The sequence below is a fragment of the Pseudomonas sp. genome (assembly GCF_035512415.1).
GTDB lineage: Bacteria > Pseudomonadota > Gammaproteobacteria > Pseudomonadales > Pseudomonadaceae > Aquipseudomonas.
Genome location: NZ_DATKDZ010000005.1, coordinates 264,531 through 289,374, shown reverse-complemented (window position 1 = coordinate 289,374; position 24,844 = coordinate 264,531). Strand labels below are relative to the sequence as shown.

Here is a 24,844-nt window from a genome sequence, read left to right as displayed (position 1 = left end):
GGGCAGGGCAGGTTTACGCCTGGCACCCGCTCGCGTTGCCGCTGCCGCGACCTTTGTGGAACAATGCCGGAACATGCGTTTACGAGGTTGTGCGCCGTGATCGATCCTGATGGTTTTCGCCCCAACGTCGGCATCATTCTGACCAATGATGTTGGCCAGGTGCTTTGGGCGCGTCGGATAAACCAGGACGCCTGGCAGTTCCCGCAAGGCGGGATCAATGACCATGAGTCGCCGGAAGAAGCGCTTTATCGCGAATTGAACGAAGAAGTGGGCCTTGAGCAGCAGGATGTGAAAATTCTCGCCTGCACCCGGGGCTGGTTGCGTTATCGTCTGCCTCAGCGCCTGGTGCGCACCCATAGCCAACCGTTGTGTATCGGCCAGAAACAGAAGTGGTTCCTGCTGCGCCTGACCTCGGATGAGCAGCGGGTGCGCATGGATCTGACTGGCAAGCCGGAGTTCGATGGTTGGCGTTGGGTCAGTTACTGGTACCCGTTGGGCCAGGTCGTCACATTCAAGCGCGAAGTCTACCGTCGCGCCCTTAAGGAACTCGCTCCGCGCCTCTTGGCGCGGGACTGACACTGATTAGAGCCGAGCCATGCTCAATACGCTGCGCAAGATCGTCCAGGAAGTCAACGCCGCCAAGGACCTCAAGGCGGCGCTGGGGATTATCGTGCAGCGGGTGCGCGAGGCCATGGGCAGCCAGGTCTGCTCGGTGTATCTGCTTGATCCGGAAACCAACCGCTTCGTCCTGATGGCCACCGAGGGCCTGAACAAGAAGGCCATCGGCAAGGTCAGCATGGCCCTGAACGAGGGCCTGGTTGGCCTGGTCGGCACCCGCGAGGAGCCGCTCAACCTCGAACACGCCTCCGAACACCCACGCTACCGCTACTTCGCCGAAACCGGCGAGGAACGCTACGCCTCCTTCCTAGGGTCGCCGATTATCCACCACCGTAAGGTGATGGGCGTGTTGGTGATCCAGCAAAAGGAGCAGCGCAGGTTCGACGAGGGCGAAGAGGCCTTCCTTGTCACCATGAGCGCGCAGCTCGCCGGGGTTATAGCCCACGCAGAGGCCACAGGCTCTATCCGCGGCCTGGGCAAACAGGGCAAGGGCATTCAGGAAGCCAAGTTCGTCGGCGTGCCAGGCTCGCCCGGCGCAGCCGTGGGCACGGCGGTGGTGGTGTTGCCGCCAGCCGATCTGGACGTGGTGCCGGACAAGGCAGTCGACGACATTGCCGCAGAGTTGCTGCTGTTCAACACCGCCTTGGAAGGCGTTCGTTCGGATATGCGCGCGCTTTCGGCGAAGATGGCCACTCAGTTGCGCCCAGAAGAACGCGCGCTGTTTGACGTGTACTTGATGATGCTGGAAGACGCCGCCCTGGGTAACGAGGTGGTCAAGATCATCCGCACCGGTCAGTGGGCCCAGGGTGCCTTGCGCCAGGTGGTGACCGAGCACGTCAATCGCTTCGAACTGATGGATGACGCCTACCTGCGCGAGCGCGCCAGCGACGTCAAGGATCTCGGCCGGCGCCTGCTTGCCTATCTGCAGCAGGCTCGTCAGCAAACCCTGGTGTATCCGGACAACTGCATCCTGGTTAGCGAAGAACTGTCGCCGGCCATGCTCGGCGAGGTGCCGGAAGGCAAGCTGGTCGGCCTGGTCTCGGTGCAGGGTTCGGGCAACTCCCACGTGGCGATTTTCGCCCGCGCCATGGGTATTCCCACGGTCATGGGGGCGGTCGACCTGCCCTATTCGAAGATCGACGGCATCCAGCTGATCGTCGACGGCTATCACGGCGAAGTCTTTACCAACCCCAGTGAAATGCTGCGCAAGCAGTATGCCGAGGTGGTCGAGGAGGAGCGCCAGCTGACCCAGGGCCTGACGGCTCTGCGCGGCCTGCCGTGCGAGACCCTGGACGGCCACCGTATGCCGCTGTGGGTCAACACCGGCCTGCTCGCCGATGTGAAGCGCGCTCAGGAGCGTGGCGCCGAGGGCGTCGGTCTGTACCGCACCGAAGTGCCCTTTATGATCAAGGAGCGCTTCCCCAGCGAAAAGGAACAGCTGGCCATCTACCGTGAGCAACTGGCGGCCTTCCACCCGCTGCCGGTGACCATGCGCAGCCTGGATATTGGTGGCGACAAGGCCCTGAGCTACTTCCCGATCAAGGAAGAAAACCCCTTCCTCGGCTGGCGCGGTATTCGCGTCACCCTCGACCACCCGGAAATCTTCCTGGTGCAGACACGCGCCATGCTCAAGGCCAGCGAGGGGCTGGACAACCTGCGCATCCTGCTGCCGATGATCTCCGGTACCCAGGAGCTGGAAGAGGCCCTGCACCTGATTCACCGCGCCTGGGGCGAGGTGCGCGATGAAGGCACCGATGTACCCTTGCCGCCGATCGGCGTGATGATCGAGATCCCCGCCGCGGTCTACCAGACCCGCGAACTGGCGCGCCAGGTGGACTTCCTCTCGGTCGGCTCGAATGACCTGACCCAGTATCTGCTGGCGGTGGACCGCAACAATCCGCGGGTCGCCGACCTCTACGATTTCCTTCATCCGGCGGTGTTGCAGGCCCTGTGCAAAGTGGTCGAAGGGGCCCATGCCGAAGGCAAGCCGGTGAGCATCTGCGGTGAAATGGCCGGCGATCCGGCTGCCGCCGTGCTGCTGATGGCCATGGGCTTCGATGGCCTGTCGATGAACGCCACCAACCTGCCCAAGGTGAAGTGGCTGCTGCGCCAGATCAGCCTGGGCAAAGCCAAGGAATTGCTTGCCCAGGTGCTGACCATCGACAGCCCTCAGGTGATCCACAGCACCCTGCAACTGGCCCTGCGCAACCTCGGCCTGGGCCGCATGATCAATCCCGCGTCGGATATCCAGACGTGAGGGTGCGGAGCTTGTGCTGAACCCCGTGGTTAATGTCCTGGCATTGCGTCAACTCGCCACTTTGCGTCTGTCGGCGGCCAGTGCTCTGGTGTGTCAGGGCCAGAGCCTATGGGTGTTGGCCGACGATGCGCTGGTGCTGCAGCGCTACAACCTGAGTGGCGACTGGCAGGCCGAGCAGATCCTGCTACCGGGCGAGTTACCCAGCGACCCAAAACAACGCAAGCGCCTCAAGCCGGACTTCGAGGCGTTGCTGTTATTGCCTGAAGGCAGCCTGCTGGCCCTGGGCTCGGGTTCGACCAAGCGGCGTTGTCGCGGTTGTCTGATTGAGTCTGGGAGTGTGTGCGTTATCGATCTCGGCCCCTTGTATCGGGCGCTCGCCGAGCACTTTCAGGACCTGAATATTGAAGGCGGCGTGGTTTATCACGGGCAGTTGCTGCTGGCGCAGCGCGGCAATGGTCGAGGCCGGGAAAATGCTCTGGTGCTGCTCGACTTGGCCCAGGTGCTACGTGACCTGCAGGATGGGCAGCTGAGCGGTGCCGCGCTGCAGCGGATTGTGCCGTTGTCATTGCCGGAGCTGGATGGCGTGCCGTTGAGCCTGACCGATCTCAGTGTGGCACCCGGTGGCGCGCTGTATTTCACCGCGACAGCGGAAGCCACCGACTCCAGCTACCTGGACGGTGCCTGTGTCGGCAGCGTGCTTGGGCGGCTGGATGCGCAGCTGAGCATTGTCGAGCTGAGTCGCCTGACGCCTGTGGTCAAGATCGAGGGGCTGGCCTTTCAGGCTGATGGTCGGCCATTGTTGGTCGCCGATGCAGATGATCCGACGATTGCCTCGCCGCTGTTTACCCTTGATGAACTCAGCGAGCTCGCACGCAGCAGCTGAGCGGCGGTGCCGGTATCAACATTCCAGAGCAACCTCCCCCAGATAGCGGCCATGAGGGCCGAAACTGCGTTCGGCTAGCAGGCGACTGCCGTCGGCATTGACGATCAGGGCGCTGCTGGCACGGGTGCCGTAAGTCGCGCTGGCGATAAACACGCTGGACAACAGACGTTCGCCGGTCAGGCCGATACCGGTTTGCGGCAGGTGTTCGTCGGCCGCCTGGGTCGGGTCACTCAGCAGGGTAAGCAAGGTCTGCGGCTGCGCCGTGTCGAGGCACTGGTGCAGTGCGGTTTTCGCCCGTTGCAGCTTGGGCCAGGGCGTATCCAGATCGGCATTCGACAGGCCATGCACGCCTTCCGCCAGCGCCGTGGCGCGCCCCGTCCGGGAGTTGAAGTGCCAGAGCTGGTGGTGATCGCCCAACAACAAATTGAAGCCGCTGTAGTGGCGGCGCTGCTCGCTCAGCTGCTGAAGAAAAGCTTCGGCGTTCAGGTTGCCGCCGAGAAAGGCCGTCGGTAGTTCGCCGCGCGAATGCAGGCCCTGGGCCTGGTTGGGGTCGCGGATATTGGTCAGGGCGGCAAAACGTCCGCCCGGGCCTATGCCCAGCCAGGTGCCGCCGGCCTGCAGGTCGCGTCCGGCAAACACACCCGGCATATCGGGCCATTCGGCCAGTGGCTGGCTCGGCCGTTCATAGAACTCATCACGGTTGGCTGCCAGCAGCAGCGGCTGGGCATGGCCCGGTCGCCAGGCCAGGACGATCAGGCACATGGATTAGCTCCTTAACTTGGCCAGCACGCCGGCATTGTCCAGTTCCGCGCCCAGATGCAGGCGCACCTTGCGCGCGCCGCCGCCCAGGCCGAGTTCAAGCAGGATGCGTTCCTCGACCTGCGACAGGCCGCCTTCCAGGTATTCCAGCGGTTGAATCAGCAGCTGCGGCGGTAGGCTCAGGCGCAGAAAGCGCTTGGGCAGCAGCTCCGTGAGTCCGCGCTGGAGCAACTGCTGCGCCGCGCTAAAGTCCGCCACCAACAGGCGCTGGTTGCTGAACGGCGGGTCGGCCTGCAGACGTAGCTCGCGGCCACTTGGCAGAAGGCTCAGGTGCATCTGGTTACAACTCAGCTTCAGGTACAGAATCGGGCTCACGGCGGTCTGTTCCGAGGTGGATTCTGGCACTTTACGCAAAGGCCGGGCGTACATCCATCGTCCGAAGTAGAGTCCGGGCCTGTGCATCCGTTACCATGCCGCATCGTTTGCGGGGGTGTTGATGGAACTGCTGCTGTATTTACTGCTGGGTGCGGCTGCCGGAGTGCTGGCCGGGCTGTTCGGGGTGGGTGGCGGCATTATTATCGTGCCGGTGCTGGTGTTCAGCTTCGCCGCTCAGGGCTTCGAGCCGGCGGTGTTGACCCATCTGGCCGTGGGCACATCCCTGGCGACCATTATCTTTACTTCGATCAATTCGGTACTGGAGCATCAGCGTAAAGGCGCGGTGCGCTGGCCGATCTTCGTCTGGATGACCCTGGGTATCCTGCTCGGCGCGGCCCTTGGGGCGGTCACGGCCTCGGCGATCCAGGGCGAGATGCTGCAGAAGATCATCGGCGTATTCGCCATCGTTATCGCCCTGCAAATGGCCCTGGAGCTGAAACCCAAGGCAAACCGCGTGGTCCCAGGCAATCCGGGGCTGACCCTGGCCGGTGCAGTGATTGGCTGGGCTTCGGCGATTTTCGGTATCGGTGGCGGTTCGCTGACCGTGCCCTTCCTGACCTGGCGCAGCGTGCCGATGCAGCAGGCGGTGGCTACGTCCTCGGCCTGCGGCCTGCCGATTGCCCTGGCCGGTGCCCTGGCCTTTATCTGGCTGGGCTGGGACTCGCCCGAGCTGCCGGAGTGGAGCCTGGGTTTTGTCTACCTGCCGGCCATGGTCGGCGTTGCCATTACCAGCATGTTTTTTGCCCGCTTTGGCGCGCGCCTGGCACACAAGCTGTCGCCGCGCCTGCTCAAGCGTCTGTTTGCCCTGCTGCTATTTAGCGTGGGCCTGAGTTTTCTGATCTAGAAACCTGTCACGATCTGCTGCGCGTCGGCCCTGCTGCGTTAAAAACAGGCTCGGAATGCTCATGTACAGCTCGTACACTGCGCTTCCTCGCCGTTTTGAACAGCCGTAGGCTGTTACTAACGTAGCGCCTTGCATGGCTCTAGCTCGCGAGATCGTGAACAGGTTCTAAGGAGTTTGTGATGTTGCCTTACCCGCAGATAGACCCGGTGGCGCTGGCCCTAGGCCCGCTGAAAATCCATTGGTATGGCCTGATGTACCTGGTCGGCATCGGCGGTGCCTGGTGGCTGGCTTCGCGCCGGGTCAACGCCTTCGAACCGAGCTGGAACAAGGAGAAGCTCTCCGATCTGGTGTTCTGGGTGGCCATGGGGGTGATCCTCGGTGGTCGCCTGGGTTATGTACTGTTCTACGACCTGGCTGCCTATATCGCCGAGCCGGTAAAGATGCTGCGTATCTGGGAAGGCGGCATGTCCTTCCACGGAGGTCTGATCGGCGTAATGCTGGCGACCTGGTGGTTTGGCCTGCGTAACAACAAGAGCTTCTTCCAGCTGATGGACTTTATCGCCCCGCTGGTGCCGATCGGCCTGGGTGCCGGGCGCATCGGCAACTTTATCAATGCCGAACTGTGGGGCAAGGCGACCGACGTGCCCTGGGCAATGATCTTCCCCACCGACCCCGAGCAGCTGGCGCGGCACCCTTCGCAGCTGTATCAGTTCGCCCTGGAAGGCGTGGCGCTGTTCACCATCCTCTGGTTCTACTCGCGGGGGCCCAGGCCGACCATGGCGGTGTCCGGCATGTTTGCCCTGTGCTACGGCATCTTCCGCTTTATCGTCGAATTCGTCCGCGTGCCGGACGCCCAGCTCGGTTACCTGGCCGGCGGCTGGTTGACCATGGGCCAGGTGCTCTGTGTGCCGATGGTGCTCGGCGGCTTGGGTCTGATCGCCTATGCCTATAAGCGCCAGGCTGCCCAGGAGGTTGCCCGATGAAACAGTACCTCGACCTAATGCGCCTGGTGCGCGACACCGGCACCTTCAAACAGGACCGCACCGGCACAGGCACCTACAGCATCTTCGCCCATCAGATGCGCTTCAACCTGGCCGACGGCTTCCCGCTGGTGACCACCAAGAAGTGCCACCTGAAATCGATCATTCACGAGCTGTTGTGGTTCCTCCAGGGCGACACCAATATCAAGTACCTGAAGGAAAATGGCGTACGCATCTGGGACGAATGGGCCGACGAAAACGGCGACCTCGGCCCGGTGTACGGCTATCAATGGCGCAGCTGGCCCGCACCCAATGGCGAGTCGATCGACCAGATCAGCAAGCTGATCGAGATGATCAAAAAGAACCCGGACTCGCGCCGCCTGATCGTCTCCGCCTGGAACCCGGCGCTGGTCGAGCAAATGGCCCTGCCGCCGTGTCACGCGCTGTTTCAGTTCTATGTGGCCGACGGCAAGCTGAGCTGCCAGTTGTATCAGCGCTCGGCCGACATTTTTTTGGGCGTGCCTTTCAATATCGCCAGCTACGCGCTGCTGACCCTGATGGTCGCCCAGGTCTGCGGCCTGCAACCGGGTGACTTTATCTGGACCGGCGGCGACTGCCACCTGTACGCCAACCATATCGAACAGACCGATCTGCAGCTCTCCCGCGAGCCGCTGCCGTTGCCGGTGATGAAACTCAACCCCGAGGTGAAGGACCTGCTGGCGTTCAAGTTCGAGGACTTCGAGCTGGTTGGTTACCAGGCGCATCCGCATATCCCTGCGCCTGTCGCGGTCTGAGGTTCTGGGCAGACTACAGACTATAGATGGGAAGATCTTGAGGAGGTATGAGGAAAGCTCTCGCTCGCTGCGACCGTCTCCGGCCAGGTGATCGAGTTGTTTTAAGAACGCATGAGGGATGGTGCGCTGTTTTTAAAAGGGAGCTCAAGATGCGGTCAGCAAAGAAGTCGCCAGCCCAGCCAGCAAGGTCTTTCTCCTGGATGCTGGAGCTGCTGAAGGAACACTACGGTTGGATTTCAGCGATCATCGCCGCCCTGGCCACGCTCGCAGGCATCGTCAATCTCGTGACCTACTCTCATTACATCGGTCGCTCAGATGTGTTCATGCCCTCTCTGGAGCTCGGGCCTGGGCTGATTTTGCTTTGGCTGGCCTACATCCTGTTTTTTGTTCTGCTAATCGGCAGCATGTTGGTCTCTTCACTCTTTCTCTCTTTCGGACTGGGTGAGCTTCGCCCGAAGCCTCAGTATGCGGCATCGATTGTCCGCATCATTACGGTCGTGACAGCTGTAACGATGTTGATCGTTGTGATTCCGGTCGGCATTCAGGCCTTTCGGGGTGAGACGGCGAGTGTCTTGTGGGCGCTACTCGTCTTTGCCACCCCAGCACTGTGTTCTTGGTTTTTCATCGCCGGGAACATTGATAAGGCTGAATCGCTAGGCCGCGTGGTTAAGCCCTGGCAATGGCTTTGGGCTTGCGTCGCGTTTACCTTGGTAGTGGGCTTTGCTGCACTCTCCGGTATCTATCCTGCCTGGTTCGTGACTGTGTTCTATCAAGAGCGTGGAATAGCTGGGGGAGCAGCAGAAGCCGGGGCTTTCTGTATCATCGCTATGCTCTTTTCGCTTGCCCCTTGCATTGGTTACTACCAACTGGAATCCAAGGGCAGAGCGGCCCAGATTAGAGGGGCTCTTGGGGGGCTCGTTGTGTTCCTGGCCGTACTGATGCTCATGATTCCGGCGTTGCTGACTTTCCCGTCGGTGTTTGCGGTCAAGTTTCTCGGTATCAGTGACCGGCAGGTCAATCGATACCTGATTACCAACGCTGAGTACCCAGCCGACAGCCTGGACGTTGAGCGTTGGTCGATATCACGTAGCATGGAGCGCAAGTACCTTATTGAAGGGTTCGCGCTATATCGCTATGGCGCTATTGTTCTCTTATGCCCCTCTCGCCTGGCAGATACCAAGGAGAAGGAGCTGGATCAGCACACAGGTCAGTGCATCCCGTTTGCGAAAAGTGATGTGAAGCAACTAGATCAGGTAGCGAAAACGCCTTGATCTACGGGTACTCCCGCAGTGGATAGGGCCCATGGCTCACTCCGGAAAATTACACCTTACTTGAGCGGACGTTTGCATTGGACGTGGCCACCGCGTGTGGTGGTATCGGTCGGCAGTTCTCGATTTGGTGCACAGCGGCGACCGGCAGAAACGGCCAGGATCAGACGCTCAAAGCATCTAAGAAAACCGGGGCGATTCACCCTGTATTTACCGCTACTACTCTCAGCTGATTGGGGCTAGCAGCCAGTATGGGTATCCAGATCGACCGGATCTCCATCTCTCCAATCCAGTTTTATGCACCGATTAGCCAAACGAAGACACTGTTAAGTACGTCTCGCAGGTGGCGGATGTTTATGTGCGTAATGTCCCGCAGGTTTTCTTGCGTTGCACCTACGGGTCGTTGGCGGCGCATTTCTTACATAGCACTTTTTATGTGTAAGGTTGTACGGGGATACCTTACATACATAAGTACATATGTAAGGTATACGGGGCGATTCTTACATATGGCTTTCTGTGTGTAAGCCATCCAGGGTGTTTAGTTCCATAGCAGCGATGCGTTTCGCGGGCATGGCCCGCTCCTACAGGTCTTTATTCAGGGTTTATTTCTATATAAAACAATGAGTTATTTTATATTTGATAAGGAGGCTTTAGCCGCGATGTTTTCACGCTAGAGCAACTCCGCCGCCAACTGCTGCACCTGTTCCTGGCGCTCGCCATCTTCCAGCAGTGCGCCGGGGTTGAGTGATGACCATTCGGGGTGGGCGCGGGCTTTGTGCAGGGCGTCCGGCAGTTTGCCCTCGCGCCAGCTGGCGTCCTGCGGGGCTGTCAGCTTGATGGTTTCGACCGCGGCATGGCCGCGGGCTTCCAGTGCTTGTAATAGCAGCTGCTGGCGCAGGGCGAGCAGGCGCAGCACGGCGTCGTCCACGGTCAGTTCGCGCTGGCCTTTGAGTTTGCCTTTCAGCCGTGCGCCGTAGCTGCGCAGGGTCTGTGCGCTGCCGCCGAGCACGGCTCCGATAAGCGCCGCCGCGCCGAGGGTGATGCCGCCGACCAGCAGATCGACGCCGACGCCGGTAGCCGCGCCAGCGGCCATACCGCCGCCGACTTTGACGCCAAGCTGCTTGAGGGTTTCCGGGTTGAACAGGTCATCGCCCCAGCGCCCGTCGAGCAAGGGTAGGTCGCCGGCCATGGCGTCGTCTTGGCGGAAGGCATACAGGCGCAGCAGGGCTTCCACGCAGCGTTGTTCGCGTTGGCGGATGACCTGGTGCAGCTCGCGGATCGCGCCCTGTTCCAGGGTGGCCTGGGCGGCGACGCTACGGCGGCAGGCGGCGCAGTCCAGCAGCAATTCGGCGATCAGCCGCGCGCCGCTGCTCTTGCGCAGCAGGCGCTGGGCCTGGTGGTCGTCGATCAGCCGTTGCAGCTGCGGGCGGGCCTTTTCCTGCAGCAGGGCCAGGCTCTCGTACAGGCGGCGCTCGCCATCCAGCGGCGGCGCGACGCTGTCGAAACACACCAGGGCATGCAGGCCCTGGCGGGCCAGGGCTTCGCGCCAGTCGTGCTCGCGGTGGTTGCTGCCGGCGACGAAGTTGAGCACCGGCAGCAGCGGTTTGCCGCACATGGCCAGCACGGCCAGTTCGTCGCGGTATTTGGCCAGCACCGGCTCGCGGGCGTCGATCACATAAAGGCCTGCGTCCGAGACCAGCAATTGGCGCAACACCTTGGCTTCCTGTTCGAAACGCTGGCGCGCCTCGCTGCCGTCGAGAAAGCGCGCCAGCCGCTGTGGACCGTCCAGACGTTCGCCGGGTCGGTCGAGGCGCTCCAGGTAGTCGAGCAGGGCGATGGCATCTTCCAGGCCGGGGGTGTCGTACAGCTCCAGCAGTGCAGTGCCGTCCACCGACAGCCGCGCGCCCTCGACATGGCGGGTGGTGCTGGGACGATGGGACACCTCGCCGAAGCCGACGTCGCGGGTCAGGGTGCGCAGCAGCGAGGTCTTGCCGGCATTGGTATGGCCGACCATAGCGAGTTTTAGCGGATTACTCATAAGGGGCGGTGCCTGCCTGAATAACCGGAGTGCGGCTGCGCGCGGCTGACCGGGGAGCGTGGATTCGTAGGTTGGTGCTGAGCTTGCGAAGCCCAACAAGGCGCGCAAAGCGCGCCCCCGGGCCGAAGGGTGAATATCCTGGTCCGATCAGCGCACGGGGCGTTGGGCTTCGCTTCGCTCAGCGCCAACCTACGGGAAATTGCGCCATGGCGACTAATCATGCCCGGTCTCCAGCCAGCTAAGTGGCGCGCTGTCGCTGTAGTTGAGCTGCAGTTGCTCCAGCGCGCGGTGCCAGTCGCCCAGGCGGGCGCTGTCCAGTGCTTCGCCCGGCGGCGGTGGCAGCAGCCAGATTCGGGTGGCGCTGGCCGTGCGTGCCAGTTCGCCGAGTAATCCCAGGCTACCGCGGTCCGGCGAGCGGCGTGGGTCGCAGGCAATCAGCAGGCGTGCCGGGGGAAAACGGCTGAGCTGATCGAGCAGTTGCTTGCGCTGTTCGCGGCTGTCGATCACCCCGGCATCGCCAATACCTTTGGGCAAGGCGGGCGGCCAGCTGCGCTGCGGGTCCAGTTCGATGGCCACCAGCAGCGCGCCCTGGCTGCCGTGCGCGTTGCTGCCGGCCTGGGGATGATGCAGCTGCGCGGGCGCGGCATCGCACACGCCCAGGCGTTCGCTGCTTGGTTGCAGACGCTCGCGCAGCAGGCTGTAGCCGGGCAGGTGGATATCCAGCGTGAGGGCGGCGCAGCCCCGTCGCCAGCGCCACAGGCAGAGCAGTAACAGCAGCAGACGCGGCAGTACGCCGTAGATCAGCACTGCGCCGACCAGCCACACGGCCCAGCGCTGGCGCACCAGCTCGCTGTTGTACAGGTCGCTGGTGCTGGCGTGGATCATCTCTACCGTTGGCGCGCTGAAGCCCAGGGCCCGGGGCAGCACGCTAAGGGCGTTGGTGATGGCGACAAAGGTATCGGCACCGAGCAGGGTGCTTTCCCAGACAAAGCCATAGCGGCGGGTCATCAGCAGGCCGAGCAGGGTCAGTAGCGCGGTGAGCAGGGTCAGCAGCCAGAAGCCATGCACCAGCACGCCCAGGCCCCAGCGGCCGAGACGTTGGCGTTGCAGCACCAGCAGCAGGGCGGGGGGCAGCTGTGCGGCCTGGGCGTCGCGGGCGAGTTTTTCGCTCAGCCACAACCACAGATGCCCGAGGGCACCCGCGCCGTTGCGGCTCAGCAGCAGGCCCAGGCCCCAGCCGAGCAACAACAGCAGGTGCAGGCCGAGCAGGCTGCCCAGGGCCCAGAACACGTTGACCGGTCGCTGGCCATCGCCCAGTGCCGCCACGGCCAGGGCGCTGCCGCCAATAATGGCCAGCAGCACTAGCAGCAGCCCGGCCAGGCGTGCGCCCTGCAGCCAGTGTTGCAGCGCCTTTACCTGGCCGTCGCGTTCGGCGAGCAGCCAGGCGCGGGTCTGGATGCGTTCGCCGAGCGTGCCGCCCTGGGCCTGGGCGCGGCGGTTGGCCTCGCTGTCTTCCAGCGGGCCGGCATGCTCCTCGCGCAGGCGAATGGTCTCGCTTAGCCAGAGGCGGTGCAGACGGTTGGGTGGGGATTTATCGAGTGGGCTCACACGGCGACTCATTGATCAGGACAGGGCCTGAGCATAACCGCTGCCGCCGTGTAGGGCTAAATCCGCTCTGCTTCAGGGTTTTGCGCGTAGACGCACGGCGATGTCCGGCTGGTCGATAAACAGGCCGTCGATCCCCGTGTCGAGAAAGCGCTGCAGTTCCGCTTCAAGGTTGCCGCGGGCCTGCGGGTCGTCGCCGTTGCGCAACTCGGTTGGCAGAAAGTTGTTTTCCGCACGGAAGGTATAAGGATGCACCTTGAGCCCGGCGGCGTGGGCGTCGCGCACCAGGTTTGTGGCGCTGGTCAGATTGCCGTTGGCGTCGCGGGGGATGACCTGGCCCTTTTCCGGGCCGATGCCGGCGGCATAGCGGGCAATGGCGGTAAGGCCGGCGGGCGTGGCCATCTGCGCGTAACTCAGGTCGCTGCCCAGCACTTGCTGGTCATAGGGCTGGCCGTCGATCCACAGCAGCTGCACCAGGCGCAGCGGCGTCATGCGGCGGAGGGTCTTGAGGTTCTCGACCTCGAATGACTGGATATACACCGGTGCCTTGGCGCTGTTGTAGCCGTTCTTCTTCAGCAGCCTGACCAGTGGTTGTTCCAGGCCCAGACCGAGTTGCTGGAAGTGGCTCGGGTGCTTGGTTTCCGGGTACAGGCCAACTACGCGTTGCTGGCTCAGTTGCAGGGTTTTCACCAGGTCGATGATTTCCTGCAGAGTCGGGATGGTGAAGCTGCCGTCCAGACGAGCGTTGCCTGGGCGAATCTGCGGGATGCGCTCGATGGCGCGCAAGGTCTTCAGTTCGGCGAGGGTAAAGTCTTCGCTGAACCAGCCGTTGAGGCTGACCCCGTCGACGCTCTGGGTGCGCTGGCGGTCGGCGAATTCGGGGCGCTGGGCGACGTCGGTGGTCAGGCCCAGTTCGTTGTCGTGGCGGGCGACCAGTTGACCGTCCTTGCTGATCACCAGGTCCGGCTCGATGTAATCGGCACCTTGCAGGATCGCCAGGGCATAGGCGGCCAGGGTGTGTTCGGGGACATAACCGCTGGCACCGCGGTGGGCGATGATCAGCGGTTTGGCATCGCCCCTGGGCTTGCCGTTGTGGGTTTGCGGCTGCTGCCTGGCCCAGTCGATAGCGGCCTGTACGCCGTCGGCCTGGGCCGGGGCGGCAATGGCCAGCAGTGGGGCCAGCAAGCTGGCGCAGAACAGAGTGCGGAGGTTGAGGAACATGGCGGCGTCTCCTTGCGCGGGGGGGAAGTGCAAGCCTGCCTGGGCAACGGTGACGGTTCGACTACGGCCTGGCAACAAGCGGATGAACGCGCGGCAGTTTGTGCGTGGGTTGGCAGTGCCAAAGGTGGGCTGCGACTGGCCGCGGCCCTCTGCTATGCTCGCCTTTATGAAAAATACTCTTCCTCTCTGCCTGATCGCTGCCCTCGCGGAAAACCGCGTGATCGGCCGCGATAATCAACTGCCCTGGCATCTGCCGGCGGACCTCAAGCACTTCAAGGCGCTGACCCTGGGCAAGCCAATCATCATGGGTCGCAAGACCTGGGATTCCCTCGGCCGTCCCCTGCCGGGCCGGCTCAACCTGGTGGTCAGCCGTCAGCCGGATCTGCAGTTGGAGGGCGCGGAAGTCTTTACCAGCCTCGACGCAGCGCTTGAACGTGCCGAGGCCTGGGCCCGCGAGGAAGACGCCGACGAGCTGATGCTGATCGGCGGTGCCCAGCTCTACGAACTGGGCCTGGCCCGGGCCGAGCGGCTGTACCTGACCCGCGTCGCTATCACCCCCCAGGGCGATGCCTGGTTCCCCGAGGTAAACGAGGCCGAGTGGCACCCGTCTTCCGCTATCGAACATGCGCCAGGGCTGGAAACCCCGGGCTATGTGTTTGAGGTGTGGGATCGCAAGTAGTCCGTTCGGACTGATCTTTTCAGCGCGGTATTGACGTACGCCAAGGCGGGCGTTTGTATGGCCTGCCATCCTGGCGGCCACCCAGCGGACCGCCGCTGCACGACGTTAAAAATCACTCCAGGTGATTTTTTGTTGGCCGCTACGCTGTTTACTTTCGTTCCTCGCTTACAGGTTGTCCCCCATGCATGACGCTGATGCCGATCACGCCGAGCCGGATCGTATTGCCGCGATCTTTATTCGCCATCCACTCTGGGAAGACGGCCTGGCGCTGCTGCTGGGTACGGCCATGGTGGCCCTGGGCATTACCCTCTACAGCCAGGCGGGTCTGTTGACCGGCGGTACCGTTGGTTTGGCCTTTCTGATGAAGTACTTGCTCGGCTGGCCGTTCGGCCTGATGTTCTTTCTGATCAACCTGCCGTTCTATGCCCTGGCCATCTGGCGCATGGGCTGGCCGTTCACCCTGCGCACCTTCTGCGCGGTGGGGATGGTTTCGCTGCTGGCGGAGCTGACCCCGCACTGGATTGGCTTCACCCACCTGAACGTGATCTATGCCGCGCTGTTCGGTGGTTTCGCCATGGGCCTGGGGCTGCTGATGCTGTTCCGTCACCGCGCCAGCCTGGGCGGGGTGAACATTCTCGCGCTGTATCTGCAGGAGCGCTTCGGCCTGCGCGCCGGCAAGGTGCAGATGGGCATCGATGTGCTGATCGTGCTGGGTGCGGTGATGGTGGTTCCGCTGGACAAGGTGGCGCTGTCGATCCTCGGCGCACTGGCGCTGAATATGGTGCTGGCGATCAACCACCGCGCCGGGCGTTATATGGGCGTGAGCTAAAGGTGCCGTGTTAGAGCGTGTAGGCGTTGCCCGGTGCGCGCGGCGCACCCTACGGAAAACGCAAAAGCCCGGCACTAGGCCGGGCTTCTGAGTGCGCCTATTGGCTTATGGCACCAGTTTTTCCAGCAGCGCCTTGTCACGTACCGCGCCCTTGTCGGCGCTGGTGGCGAGCAGGGCGTAAGCCTTGAGCGCGGTGGTGACCTTGCGTGGGCGGTTTTCTACCGGCTTCCAGCCCTTCTTGTCCTGCTCGTGGCGGCGATGGGAGATTTCCTCATCGCTTACCAGCAGGTTGATGGTGCGCTCGTGGATATTGATCAGGATCTTGTCGCCTTCGCGCACCAGGCCGATAGCGCCGCCTGCTGCGGCTTCCGGCGAGGCGTGGCCGATGGACAGGCCCGAGGTGCCGCCGGAGAAGCGGCCGTCGGTGAGCAGGGCGCAGGCTTTGCCCAGGCCCTTGGACTTCAGATAAGAAGTCGGATAGAGCATTTCCTGCATGCCCGGGCCGCCTTTCGGGCCTTCGTAGCGGATGATGACGATATCGCCGGCCTGCACTTCGTCATTGAGGATGCCGCGCACGGCGCTGTCCTGGCTTTCGAAGATTTTCGCGTTGCCTTCGAAGATATGGATCGACTCATCCACGCCCGCAGTTTTCACCACGCAGCCGTCGAGGGCGATATTGCCGTAGAGCACGGCCAGGCCGCCTTCTTGCGAGTAGGCATGCTCGACGCTGCGGATGCAGCCGTTTTCGCGGTCGTCATCCACTGTGTCCCAGCGGGTGCTCTGGCTGAACGCGGTCTGGGTCGGGATACCGGCCGGGCCGGCGCGGAAGAAGGTGTGTACGGCTTCATCGTCGGTCTGGGTGATGTCCCATTTGGCGATGGCCTCGGCCATGGACTTGCTGTGTACGGTCGGCAGGTCGGTGTGCAGCAGGCCGCCACGGGCCAGGGAGCCGAGGATGCTGAAGATGCCGCCGGCGCGGTGCACGTCTTCCATATGGTACTTCTGGATGTTCGGCGCGACTTTGCACAGCTGCGGCACTTTGCGCGACAGACGGTCGATATCGCGCAGGTCGAAATCGACTTCGCCTTCCTGCGCGGCGGCCAGCAGGTGCAGGATGGTGTTGGTTGAACCGCCCATGGCGATGTCCAGGGTCATGGCGTTCTCGAACGCCTTAAAGTTGGCGATGTTGCGCGGCAGCACCGACTCGTCGCCTTCACCGTAGTAGCGTTTGCACAGCTCGACGGCAGTGCGGCCGGCTTGCAGGAACAGCTGTTCGCGGTCGCTGTGGGTGGCCAGGGTCGAACCGTTACCCGGTAGGGCGAGCCCTAAGGCTTCCATCAGGCAGTTCATCGAGTTGGCGGTGAACATGCCGGAGCAGCTGCCGCAGGTCGGGCAGGCGCTGCGCTCATATTCGGCGACTTTTTCGTCACTGGCCGAATCGTCGGCGGCGATCACCATGGCGTCGACCAGGTCCAGGCCGTGGCTGGCCAGCTTGGTTTTGCCAGCTTCCATCGGCCCGCCGGAAACGAAGATCACCGGGATGTTCAGGCGTAGCGAAGCCAGCAGCATGCCGGGGGTGATCTTGTCGCAGTTACTGATGCAGACGATGGCGTCGGCGCAGTGGGCGTTGACCATATATTCGACGGAGTCGGCGATGATCTCGCGGCTCGGTAGCGAATAGAGCATGCCGTCGTGACCCATGGCGATGCCATCGTCGACTGCGATGGTGTTGAACTCCTTGGCCACGCCGCCGGCCTTTTCGATCTCGCGGGCGACCAGCTGGCCCATGTCCTTCAGGTGCACGTGGCCGGGCACGAACTGGGTGAAGGAGTTGGCGATGGCGATGATTGGCTTCTTGAAGTCCTCGTCTTTCATCCCGGTGGCACGCCACAGGGCGCGGGCACCGGCCATATTGCGGCCGTGGGTGGAGGTTTTCGAGCGGTAATCGGGCATGGCGCAGTTCCTGCGGTTAATCAGGTGATGTTCGTATGGTGAGCGTCGATTGGACCGGATGCAAACGGAGGTGGCCGTGCGTTCGGTAGAGACCACGGGACGTTGCGGGGTGGCCGCTCGTCTGGCTCTTGCTCAGTGACTCGCTGGGGGGTGGGTGGCGAGGAATGTGCCGATTCTACGCCCGCCGCGTCCATGGAGCCAAGGAGGGACGCTTGTCGGTGTGCGCCATTGGTTTAGCGGGTGTGTCGGGTTGTCGTCTTTGCGCGCGCCCAGGGCACTCTGTGGCAGGGCCGTGGTTCTGGCGGCGTGTCGCCCGTTGGAGTGATGCCATTCATCCGGTAGAGCCGTTCGACTGACTGCTGCATGACCGCTCGGTCACATAGGCTTCGTTGCGGTGCACAGTGTCCATTGGGCGCGCGCCCGCACTCGTCAGCGCATACCTATATGTAGTGCCGCCCCGCCCGATGGGGGGGGGCGGTAGGGCGAGGGCGACGCGTATAAAACAATATTAGAAGAGAAAGAGGAATCTCCAATGCTCGACTTGAAACTCGGCGGCCTGGTGGCTGCTTGCCTGCTTATGTCCGCTGCGGCCTTCGGTGCCGCTCTGCCGGATACACCGGGGGCACCCTTTCCGACCGTTACCAACTTTGAACGCAATGGTCCCTATGCCACCTCTAACCAGAGCGAGGGCCCGAGCTGTCGCATTTACCGGCCCAGCACGCTGGGGCAGAACGGTGTGCGTCACCCCGTAATCATCTGGGGCAATGGCACCGGTACCGGGCCGAGCACCTATGCTGCGCTGTTGTCGCATTGGGCCAGCCACGGTTTTGTGGTGGCGGCGGCGGAAACGTCTAACGCCGGCACGGGTAAGGACATGCTGGCCTGCCTGGATTACCTGGTGCAGGAAAACAGCAACGCTTATGGCACTTATGCTGGCAAGCTCAATACCGGGCGCGTGGCTACTTCAGGGCATTCCCAGGGCGGCGGCGGGTCGATCATGGCCGGGCAGGACGAGCGGGTGCGAACCACTGCGCCGATTCAGCCTTACACCATCGGTCTGGGTCACAATACCGCTTCGCAGAGTCGCCAGCAGGGGCCAATGTTCCTGATGTCCGGCGGCGGTGACACCATCGTATTTCCTTACCTGAACGCTCAGCCGGTCTATCTGCGCACCAATGTGCCGGTGTTTTGGGGCGAGCGGCGCTTTGTCAGCCACTTTGAACCCGTGGGTGATGGCGGTGCCTACCGCGGGCCAACCACGGCCTGGTTCCGCTTCCAGCTGATGGACGATCAGAGCGCGCGCGGCACCTTCTTCGGTACGCGCTGCAGCCTTTGCAGCAGCTTTCAGTGGTCGGTCAAGCGTCGCGGTATCGAGTAGGGCGCAGTGCCCCGCCCTTCGGGGCGGGGTTTTAGTTGGGCAGCTCGGCCCCGCGCAGGCGCTCGGAGCGGCGGCGTAGCAGTTCGAGGGTCACCAGCAGGGCGATGGACACCAGGATCAGTAGGGTGGCGATGGCCAGGATGCTCGGGTTGATCTGCTCGCGCAGGCCCGAGAACATCTGCCGGGGGATAGTGCGCTGCTGCGGGCCGGCCATAAACAGGATCACCACCACCTCGTCGAACGAGGTGATAAAGGCGAACAGCGCGCCGGAAATCACCCCAGGGCGGATCAGCGGCATGATGATGTCGAAGAACACCCGCAGCGGCGTGGCACCCAGATTCAGCGCGGCGCGCGCCAGGCTGTAGTCGAAACCGGTCAGGGTGGCGGTCACGGTGATGATCACAAACGGCGTACCCAACGCGGCGTGGGCAATGATCACCCCGAGGTAGTTGCCGGCCAGGCCCAGATCCGAATAGAAGAAGAACATCCCGGCGGCGGTGATGATCAGCGGCACGATCATCGGCGACAGCAGCAGCGCGGTGATCAGCCGGCGGTAGGGCATGTCGTCGCGAGCCAGGCCGACGGCGGCGCAGGTGCCCAGCACGGTGGCGATCAGGGTGGCGAAAATGCCGATCAGAAAGCTGTTCTTGATTGCCAGCAGCCATTTGTCGTCGCTGAAGATGGCGCTGTACCAGCGCAGCGAGTAGGCCTCGGGCTGGAAGGTGAGCATGCCCTCGGTAAAGCTGAAAAACGGCTCGACGTTGAACGACAGCGGGATGATCACCAGGATCGGCAGGATCAGAAACAGCAGCACCAGCCAGGAGCTGGTCTTCAGTAGCCAGGCTCCCAGATGGTGCCAGAAGCCGTAGTAGGCGGGAATCTTCATGGTCGGATCTGTTCCTTAGCCCAGTTTGATATTGCTGGCACCGACAAAGCGGTCGTATACCCAGTACAGCACGAGGATCAGGCCCAGCAGCAGGGAGCCCAGGGCGGCGGCCAGTTCCCAGTTGTTCGAGCGCTGCATATGGAAGGCGATGATATTGCTGATCATCTGCCCATCGGTGCCGCCAACCAGGGCCGGGGTGATGTAGTAGCCGACCGAGATGATAAACACCAAGAGCGCACCGGCACTCAGGCCCGGCAGGGTCATGGGGAAGTAGATCCGGGCAAATGCCGGAATCGGCCGCGCGCCCAATGACAGCGCCGCGCGCAGGTAACTGGGGTCGATGCCGCGCATCACGCTGTACAGCGGCAGGATCATAAAGGGCAGCAGGATATGGGTCATGGCCACCACGGTGGCGAACGAGGTGTAGAGCATCTCGATGGGTTGACCGATGACGCCAATGCCGAGCAGGAAGGAGTTGATCACCCCGTTGGTCTGCAGCAGGGCGATCCAGGCGGTGGTGCGCACCAGCAGCGAGGTCCAGAACGGCAGCAGCACCAGCACCAGCAGCAGGTTGGCGCGGTTTTCCGGCAGGCCGGCCAGGTAGTAGGCCAGTGGGTACCCGAGCAGGGCGCAGAAAATGGTGATGACCAGCGCCATGCTCAGGGTCTTGCTGTACAGCTGCAGGTAGATCTGTGTGTCTTCGCGCACCTGGATGCCGTTCTCGGGGTCCAGCTCCAGATCCAGGGCGGTCAGGTAATAGTCATAGGTGTAGACCTTGCCTGCGCGTTGAAGGGCATTCCAGACCTCGGGTTTGCTCCAGTTGCCATGAGCCTCGAGCAGGGTCTGCGCACCTTGCGCTTGCAGTTCTTCGGGTTTCAGTCGGCCCACTTTGCGAGCGGTGGATTTGACCACGCTGGACATGCCGGCAAGGGCGCGGTTGAACTCTTCGGCCAGCTTGCCCGACAGGCGGACTTTATCCAGCCCGTGCAATTCCTGGACGAAGGTGTCCAGTGTAGGGGTATCCGGGATGCTCTTGCCGTCCCAACGTTGCAGCTCGGTCAGGGTCAGCGGAATCAGTTCGGCTACTACAGGGTGGTGCACGCTGCGCCAGAGCATGCTGGCGATGGGCGCGACGAAGGTCAGCAGGATAAACACCAGCAACGGCACGACAAACAGAAACGCCGTGAGGCGTTTCTTACTGCGGGCGCTGGCGGCTTGGCCGGCTTCGGTGGTGGTCAGAGAGGACAAGGTGTTACTCCGCTAATCCTGGTGAGGTCGATACCCTCACCCCAACCCCTCTCCCGGAGGGAGAGGGGCTATTACGGGTTACTTCAACAGTGCGTAGTCAGAGCCTGGACTCGGTCAGGCGACGCGTTATCTGTGCGCTGCGTAACCCGCCGAGCGGAACCAGGGTCGCCTCAATGGTGGGTTACGGCGCAACAAGCTTTGCCTGTGTCGACAGTTTTGCGCCAAGCGCCTAACCCACCCTACGGACTGCCTTTACTTCAACAGCCACTCGTTGAATTTCTCGCCGAGGGACTCGCCATAGTCAGCCCAGAACTCGGAGCCGGCCTGGATGCCCTTGTCCAGATGGGCGGTAGGCAGGTGCGGCGCGGCGCTCTGGTCGGCCAGCGGCATGGACGACTTGCGGGTCGGACCATAGGCCACATCCGGCATGCCGGCCAGCGGCGTGGAACCGGTGGCGTAGTTGATGAACTTCATGGCCAGGTCTTTCTTCGGTGAGCCCTTGACGATGGCCCAGGCGTCGAGGTCGTAGACGTGGCCGTCCCAGACGATCACGAAGGGTTTATTTTCCTGGCGGATGGCGTCGTAGAAGCGGCCGTTAGCCGATTGCACCAGCACCGCGCCACCGTCGTTGAGCAGCTGCGGGGCCTGGGACCAGGAGTCGAACCAGACGATGTCCTTCTTCAGGCTGTCCAGCTTGGTGAAAGCGCGAGCCTGGCCTTCCGGCGTGGCCAGCACTTCGTAAACGTCCTTGGGCTCTACACCGTCAGCCAGCAGGGCCCACTCCATGTTCACTTGCGGGCGTTTGCGCAGGGCGCGCTTGCCGGGGATTTTCGCGGTGTCGAAGAAGTCCTCAATGCTCGCCGCCTTGGTGCCGCCGATGGTCTGCTCGTTATAGGCAAACACCACGGACCAGACGATATTGCCGACCGCGCATTCGCTGGACAGGGCTTCGGGGATAAAGTCCTGGGCGGCCGGGGAACCGTCGATACCCGCTGGCAGGACGCTGTGGTCGAGGGGTTCGAGCAGGCCTTCGGAGCAGGCGCGCTCAAGGTCGATTACTTCGAAGTCGACCACGTCCCACTGGATATTGCCGGACTCGACCTGGGCCTTGATCTCGGCCACGCCACCGGTGTAATCCTCGAACAGCACTTTTACGCCGCTCTCCTTCATATAGGGATCGATCACGTGCTTCTGTTGCGCCGCACCATAGGCACCGCCCCAGGATACGACGGTCAGGCTGTCCTCGGCGCTGGCGGCGAAACTCGCTGTGCCCAGGGCTGCTGCGAGGGCGAAGGTGGAAAAGCGGGTGGTCAGTGTTCTAGCCATTGCTGTGCTCCATTGCTTCTTATAGGTCAGGGGGTTGTGACGGGGCGATCCAGGGCCTGGCTGTCTTGTGGCAGCCAGGCCAGGGCGACTTCTTCCTTGGCACTGAGTTGCGGGGCGCTGCTGTCATTCATGTTTTTCACTACCAGCTCGGTGCCGTCGCGGGTTTCGAAGTGGTAGCGGATGTATTCGCCTACGTAATGCCGGGTGACGAAGCGCGCCATTACCTGATTGCCGGTGCTGCCGAGTCGCTCGGTAAAGCTGAGTTTTTCCGGGCGGATCGAAACGGTGGTGGGTTGGCCGATTTCGGTGCAGTTGGCTTTTAGCGAACTGACCACGGCCCCGTCGTCCAGGCGCACTTGCACGGTCTCGCCATCAACCGATTCGATCACGCCCTTGAGCTTGTTGCTCTCACCGATAAAGTCGGCGACGAACAGGTTGGCCGGGCGCTCATAGAGCACGTGGGGCGGCGCGCATTGCTGGACGATACCGTTGTTGAATACGGCGATGCGGTCGCTCATGGTCAGCGCTTCGGTCTGGTCGTGGGTCACGTAGATCACGGTGAAACCGAGCTGTTCGTGCAGGCGCTTGATCTCGAACTGCATCTGCTCGCGCAGCTTCTTGTCCAGGGCACCCAGGGGTTCGTCCATCAGGATGATGTCCGGGGCGAAGATCAGGGCACGGGCCAGGGCCACGCGCTGGCGCTGGCCACCGGAGAGTTGCCCGGGAAAGCGGTTGCCGAACTCCAGCAACTCGACCAGGGACAGGTATTCGTCGACCTTGGCCTTGATCTCGTCCTTGGGTCTTTTGCGGATTTTCAGCGGGTAGGCGAGGTTTTCGCGCAGGGTCATATGCGGAAACAGGGCGTACTGCTGGAACACCATGCCGATGTTGCGGGCGTAGGGGGCGATGCTGGTGACCGAGCGGCCGTTGATCAGGATTTCGCCGCTGGTCACGTCCTCGAAGCCGGCGAGCATCATCAGGCAGGTGGTCTTGCCGGAGCCGGAGGGACCGAGCAGGGTGATAAATTCGCCCTTGGCCACATCCAGGTTGAAGTCCTTGACCACCAGATTCTTGTGGTCGTAGGTCTTTTTTACATTGGTGAATTGCAGGAACGGTTTGTCCCCAGCTTGCTCAGCCATATTCCTCCCCAGCGTTCCATCAAAATAGGCGTCCCGCGCGTGGCGTTTACCTGACTGCTTCAGTCAACCGTCTCGTTCACTTGTAGTGACGAGCAGTTGTTATGGAAATAACCAGAAGCAATAACCACGCCAGCCAGCCATAACCGCCTGCAGCTGCGCAACGCGTGCCTCTAAGCCTAGTTCAGCCTGGGGTTTGCGCTAGCGGGGTGGGAGAAGTGGTAACAACACAAGGGCAAGGGGATACCCACCGAAACGCACTCGGTGGGTGCACGGGACCCCATCCTTACGGGGTGCGCGCCAAGTTGTGCCAGGCGCTGTTACAGGATTTGGCCAGGGAGCGACCATTAGCGACGTAATTTGTCACGGCAATGCGGGGGCGATGGAAGCCTCTAGCTATTGGGCAGCAGGCGTACGGTCAGACTCTTGATATAGCGGGTCTCATTGATGGCCGGGTGTACCGGGTGATCCGGGCCCTGGGCACCGCGTTCGAGCAGCTGGATATTGCGGTCCAGATGGCGGGCGCTGGTCAGCAGGATGTTCTGCAGGTCGTCTTCCGGCAGGTGCATGGAGCAGCTGGCGCTGATCAGGATGCCGTCCTTGTTGAGCAGGCGCATGGCTTGCTCGTTGAGGCGGCGGTAGGCACCTTCGCCGTTCTTCAGATCTTTTTTGCGTTTGATAAAGGCGGGTGGGTCGGCAACGATCACGTCGAAGCGCTCTTCCGAGGCTTTCAGCTGCTTGAGCGCTTCGAACACGTCGCCTTCAACGCAGGCGACCTGGTCGGTCAAGCCGTTCAGTGCGGCGTTGCGCTCCACGCCATCGAGGGCGAAGCTGGAGGCGTCGACACACATCACGTCGCTGGCACCAAAGGCCGCCGCCTGTACACCCCAGCCGCCGATATAGCTGAACAGGTCGAGCACGCGCTTGCCTTTGACGTAGGGAGCCAGGCGCGCGCGGTTCATGCGGTGGTCATAGAACCAGCCGGTCTTTTGCCCTTCGATTACCGGCGCCTCGAACTTCACGCCGTTCTCTTCCAGGGCGACCCACTCCGGTACCACGCCAAACGGGGTTTCCACATAACGCGCCAGGCCTTCGGCATCGCGGGCGGCGGAGTCGTTCTTGAGCAGGATGCCGCTGGGCTTGCACACCTGGATCAGGGCCGCGAGCACCTCGTCCTTGTGCCGCTCCATGGCCGCGGACGCCAGCTGCACCACCAGGATGTCGAAGAAACGATCCACCACCAGGCCCGGCAGCAGGTCGGAGTCGCCGTACACCAGGCGGTAGCAGGGCTTGTCGAACAGGCGATCGCGCAGGCTCATGGCCACATTGATACGGTGCACCAGCAGGGACTTGTCCAGCACATGCTTGACGTCACGCGACAGCAGGCGGGCGCAGATCAGATTGTTCGGGCTCAGCGCGACAACCCCCAGGGGTTTGCCGCCGGCGGCCTCGAGAATGGCCTGATCGCCCGCAGCAAAACCGCTGAGGGGCGTGGCGGCTACGTCAATCTCATTGCTGTAGACCCACAGATGGCCGGCGCGCAGGCGTCGGTCGGCGTTGGCTTTCAGGCGCAGGCTGGGCAGGGACATAAGGAGGGCTCCGAAAAAAGAGCGGAATTATAGCGGGTTCGTAGAGACTGTTGCCGTTTCATCGCGCGAATGAAACGGCAACAGACCCCATCCTGCGCGGCTTTTTCCGCCCGTAGGC

Annotated in this window: 21 protein-coding genes; 10 read left to right on the top strand and 11 right to left on the bottom strand. The window is 62.5% G+C overall.

Annotated elements, in window-relative coordinates:
• Positions 1-96: 96 nt before the first annotated feature.
• From VMP31_RS02610 to VMP31_RS02600, 3 genes are read left to right on the top strand one after another with little or no spacing between them, the layout of a single operon-like run.
• Positions 97-576: an RNA pyrophosphohydrolase gene (locus tag VMP31_RS02610; protein WP_325503768.1), complete on the top strand. Its 480-nt coding sequence runs from the start codon at positions 97-99 to the stop codon at positions 574-576.
• Between the two features lie 19 nt (positions 577-595).
• A complete protein-coding gene (gene ptsP, locus VMP31_RS02605; protein WP_325503766.1) occupies positions 596-2,875 on the top strand; it encodes a phosphoenolpyruvate--protein phosphotransferase in 2,280 nt (759 codons plus the stop codon).
• Positions 2,876-2,888: 13 nt separating this feature from the next.
• Positions 2,889-3,758, top strand: a complete 870-nt coding sequence (locus VMP31_RS02600; protein WP_325503764.1) for a DUF6929 family protein — start codon at positions 2,889-2,891, stop codon at positions 3,756-3,758.
• A gap of 15 nt (positions 3,759-3,773) precedes the next feature.
• Here the strand turns inward: VMP31_RS02600 and VMP31_RS02595 are convergent, their stop codons facing one another.
• A complete protein-coding gene (locus VMP31_RS02595) occupies positions 3,774-4,520 on the bottom strand; it encodes an NRDE family protein (RefSeq protein WP_325503762.1) in 747 nt (248 codons plus the stop codon).
• 3 nt (positions 4,521-4,523) lie between these two features.
• A complete protein-coding gene (locus VMP31_RS02590; RefSeq protein ID WP_325503760.1) occupies positions 4,524-4,892 on the bottom strand; it encodes a hypothetical protein in 369 nt (122 codons plus the stop codon).
• A 121-nt stretch (positions 4,893-5,013) separates the two neighbouring features.
• On the opposite strand from VMP31_RS02590, the gene VMP31_RS02585 reads away from it, so the two are divergent.
• The 4 genes from VMP31_RS02585 (at position 5,014) to VMP31_RS02570 (ending at position 8,841) form a co-directional block, all read left to right on the top strand.
• Positions 5,014-5,796 carry a sulfite exporter TauE/SafE family protein gene (locus VMP31_RS02585; protein ID WP_325503758.1) on the top strand — a complete coding sequence of 261 codons (783 nt, stop codon included), beginning with the start codon at positions 5,014-5,016 and terminating at the stop codon, positions 5,794-5,796.
• A gap of 179 nt (positions 5,797-5,975) precedes the next feature.
• The gene (lgt, locus tag VMP31_RS02580) at positions 5,976-6,779 is read left to right on the top strand and encodes a prolipoprotein diacylglyceryl transferase (RefSeq protein ID WP_325503756.1); all 804 of its coding nucleotides are present in this window, start codon (positions 5,976-5,978) and stop codon (positions 6,777-6,779) included.
• Positions 6,776-7,570 carry a thymidylate synthase gene (locus tag VMP31_RS02575; protein ID WP_325503754.1) on the top strand — a complete coding sequence of 265 codons (795 nt, stop codon included), beginning with the start codon at positions 6,776-6,778 and terminating at the stop codon, positions 7,568-7,570. Before lgt ends, VMP31_RS02575 begins: the two co-directional genes overlap by 4 nt.
• A gap of 149 nt (positions 7,571-7,719) precedes the next feature.
• Positions 7,720-8,841 carry a hypothetical protein gene (locus VMP31_RS02570; protein ID WP_325503752.1) on the top strand — a complete coding sequence of 374 codons (1,122 nt, stop codon included), beginning with the start codon at positions 7,720-7,722 and terminating at the stop codon, positions 8,839-8,841.
• Between the two features lie 667 nt (positions 8,842-9,508).
• Here VMP31_RS02570 and VMP31_RS02565 read toward each other — a convergent pair.
• The 3 genes from VMP31_RS02565 to VMP31_RS02555 all read right to left on the bottom strand — a co-directional run bounded on the left by VMP31_RS02565 (position 9,509) and on the right by VMP31_RS02555 (position 13,702).
• On the bottom strand, positions 9,509-10,876 hold the full coding sequence (locus VMP31_RS02565) for a GTPase/DUF3482 domain-containing protein (protein WP_325503750.1): 1,368 nt from the start codon (positions 10,874-10,876) through the stop codon (positions 9,509-9,511).
• A 213-nt stretch (positions 10,877-11,089) separates the two neighbouring features.
• Entirely contained in the window at positions 11,090-12,496 is a 1,407-nt protein-coding gene (locus VMP31_RS02560) for a DUF2868 domain-containing protein (RefSeq protein WP_325503748.1), read from the bottom strand.
• Between the two features lie 60 nt (positions 12,497-12,556).
• Positions 12,557-13,702 (bottom strand): glycerophosphodiester phosphodiesterase, encoded by a 1,146-nt coding sequence (locus tag VMP31_RS02555; protein WP_325503747.1) that lies wholly within the window; start codon positions 13,700-13,702, stop codon positions 12,557-12,559.
• Between the two features lie 154 nt (positions 13,703-13,856).
• Between VMP31_RS02555 and VMP31_RS02550 the strand changes: the two genes are divergently transcribed.
• Positions 13,857-14,381 carry a dihydrofolate reductase gene (locus VMP31_RS02550; protein ID WP_325503745.1) on the top strand — a complete coding sequence of 175 codons (525 nt, stop codon included), beginning with the start codon at positions 13,857-13,859 and terminating at the stop codon, positions 14,379-14,381.
• Between the two features lie 181 nt (positions 14,382-14,562).
• Entirely contained in the window at positions 14,563-15,210 is a 648-nt protein-coding gene (locus VMP31_RS02545; RefSeq protein WP_325503743.1) for a YitT family protein, read from the top strand.
• A gap of 105 nt (positions 15,211-15,315) precedes the next feature.
• On the opposite strand, the gene ilvD is transcribed toward VMP31_RS02545, so the two are convergent.
• A complete protein-coding gene (gene ilvD / locus VMP31_RS02540; RefSeq protein ID WP_325503741.1) occupies positions 15,316-17,163 on the bottom strand; it encodes a dihydroxy-acid dehydratase in 1,848 nt (615 codons plus the stop codon).
• Between the two features lie 532 nt (positions 17,164-17,695).
• On the opposite strand from ilvD, the gene VMP31_RS02535 reads away from it, so the two are divergent.
• The gene (locus VMP31_RS02535) at positions 17,696-18,541 is read left to right on the top strand and encodes an alpha/beta hydrolase (RefSeq protein WP_325503739.1); all 846 of its coding nucleotides are present in this window, start codon (positions 17,696-17,698) and stop codon (positions 18,539-18,541) included.
• A 31-nt stretch (positions 18,542-18,572) separates the two neighbouring features.
• On the opposite strand, the gene VMP31_RS02530 is transcribed toward VMP31_RS02535, so the two are convergent.
• The 5 genes from VMP31_RS02530 to VMP31_RS02510 form a co-directional block, all read right to left on the bottom strand.
• Positions 18,573-19,427, bottom strand: coding sequence for an ABC transporter permease (locus VMP31_RS02530; RefSeq protein ID WP_325503738.1), 855 nt, complete (start codon positions 19,425-19,427; stop codon positions 18,573-18,575).
• Between the two features lie 15 nt (positions 19,428-19,442).
• On the bottom strand, positions 19,443-20,675 hold the full coding sequence (locus tag VMP31_RS02525; protein WP_325503736.1) for an ABC transporter permease: 1,233 nt from the start codon (positions 20,673-20,675) through the stop codon (positions 19,443-19,445).
• Positions 20,676-20,927: 252 nt separating this feature from the next.
• Positions 20,928-22,001 (bottom strand): ABC transporter substrate-binding protein, encoded by a 1,074-nt coding sequence (locus VMP31_RS02520; protein WP_325503734.1) that lies wholly within the window; start codon positions 21,999-22,001, stop codon positions 20,928-20,930.
• A 26-nt stretch (positions 22,002-22,027) separates the two neighbouring features.
• Complete coding sequence (locus VMP31_RS02515) at positions 22,028-23,140, bottom strand: ABC transporter ATP-binding protein (protein WP_325503732.1); 1,113 nt, start codon at positions 23,138-23,140, stop codon at positions 22,028-22,030.
• Positions 23,141-23,529: 389 nt separating this feature from the next.
• A complete protein-coding gene (locus tag VMP31_RS02510) occupies positions 23,530-24,726 on the bottom strand; it encodes a class I SAM-dependent rRNA methyltransferase (protein WP_325503730.1) in 1,197 nt (398 codons plus the stop codon).
• Positions 24,727-24,844 lie beyond the last annotated feature (118 nt).

Coding starts and splice junctions, on each gene's coding strand:
- ptsP (WP_325503766.1), top strand. CDS start 596: ATGCTCAATACGCTGCGCAAGATCGTCCAGGAAGTCAACGCCGCCAAG.
- VMP31_RS02595 (WP_325503762.1), bottom strand. CDS start 4,520: ATGTGCCTGATCGTCCTGGCCTGGCGACCGGGCCATGCCCAGCCGCTG.
- VMP31_RS02585 (WP_325503758.1), top strand. CDS start 5,014: ATGGAACTGCTGCTGTATTTACTGCTGGGTGCGGCTGCCGGAGTGCTG.
- lgt (WP_325503756.1), top strand. CDS start 5,976: ATGTTGCCTTACCCGCAGATAGACCCGGTGGCGCTGGCCCTAGGCCCG.
- VMP31_RS02575 (WP_325503754.1), top strand. CDS start 6,776: ATGAAACAGTACCTCGACCTAATGCGCCTGGTGCGCGACACCGGCACC.
- VMP31_RS02570 (WP_325503752.1), top strand. CDS start 7,720: ATGCGGTCAGCAAAGAAGTCGCCAGCCCAGCCAGCAAGGTCTTTCTCC.
- VMP31_RS02565 (WP_325503750.1), bottom strand. CDS start 10,876: ATGAGTAATCCGCTAAAACTCGCTATGGTCGGCCATACCAATGCCGGC.
- VMP31_RS02560 (WP_325503748.1), bottom strand. CDS start 12,496: ATGAGTCGCCGTGTGAGCCCACTCGATAAATCCCCACCCAACCGTCTG.
- VMP31_RS02555 (WP_325503747.1), bottom strand. CDS start 13,702: ATGTTCCTCAACCTCCGCACTCTGTTCTGCGCCAGCTTGCTGGCCCCA.
- VMP31_RS02550 (WP_325503745.1), top strand. CDS start 13,857: ATGCTCGCCTTTATGAAAAATACTCTTCCTCTCTGCCTGATCGCTGCC.
- VMP31_RS02545 (WP_325503743.1), top strand. CDS start 14,563: ATGCATGACGCTGATGCCGATCACGCCGAGCCGGATCGTATTGCCGCG.
- ilvD (WP_325503741.1), bottom strand. CDS start 17,163: ATGCCCGATTACCGCTCGAAAACCTCCACCCACGGCCGCAATATGGCC.
- VMP31_RS02535 (WP_325503739.1), top strand. CDS start 17,696: ATGCTCGACTTGAAACTCGGCGGCCTGGTGGCTGCTTGCCTGCTTATG.
- VMP31_RS02530 (WP_325503738.1), bottom strand. CDS start 19,427: ATGAAGATTCCCGCCTACTACGGCTTCTGGCACCATCTGGGAGCCTGG.
- VMP31_RS02520 (WP_325503734.1), bottom strand. CDS start 22,001: ATGGCTAGAACACTGACCACCCGCTTTTCCACCTTCGCCCTCGCAGCA.
- VMP31_RS02515 (WP_325503732.1), bottom strand. CDS start 23,140: ATGGCTGAGCAAGCTGGGGACAAACCGTTCCTGCAATTCACCAATGTA.
- VMP31_RS02510 (WP_325503730.1), bottom strand. CDS start 24,726: ATGTCCCTGCCCAGCCTGCGCCTGAAAGCCAACGCCGACCGACGCCTG.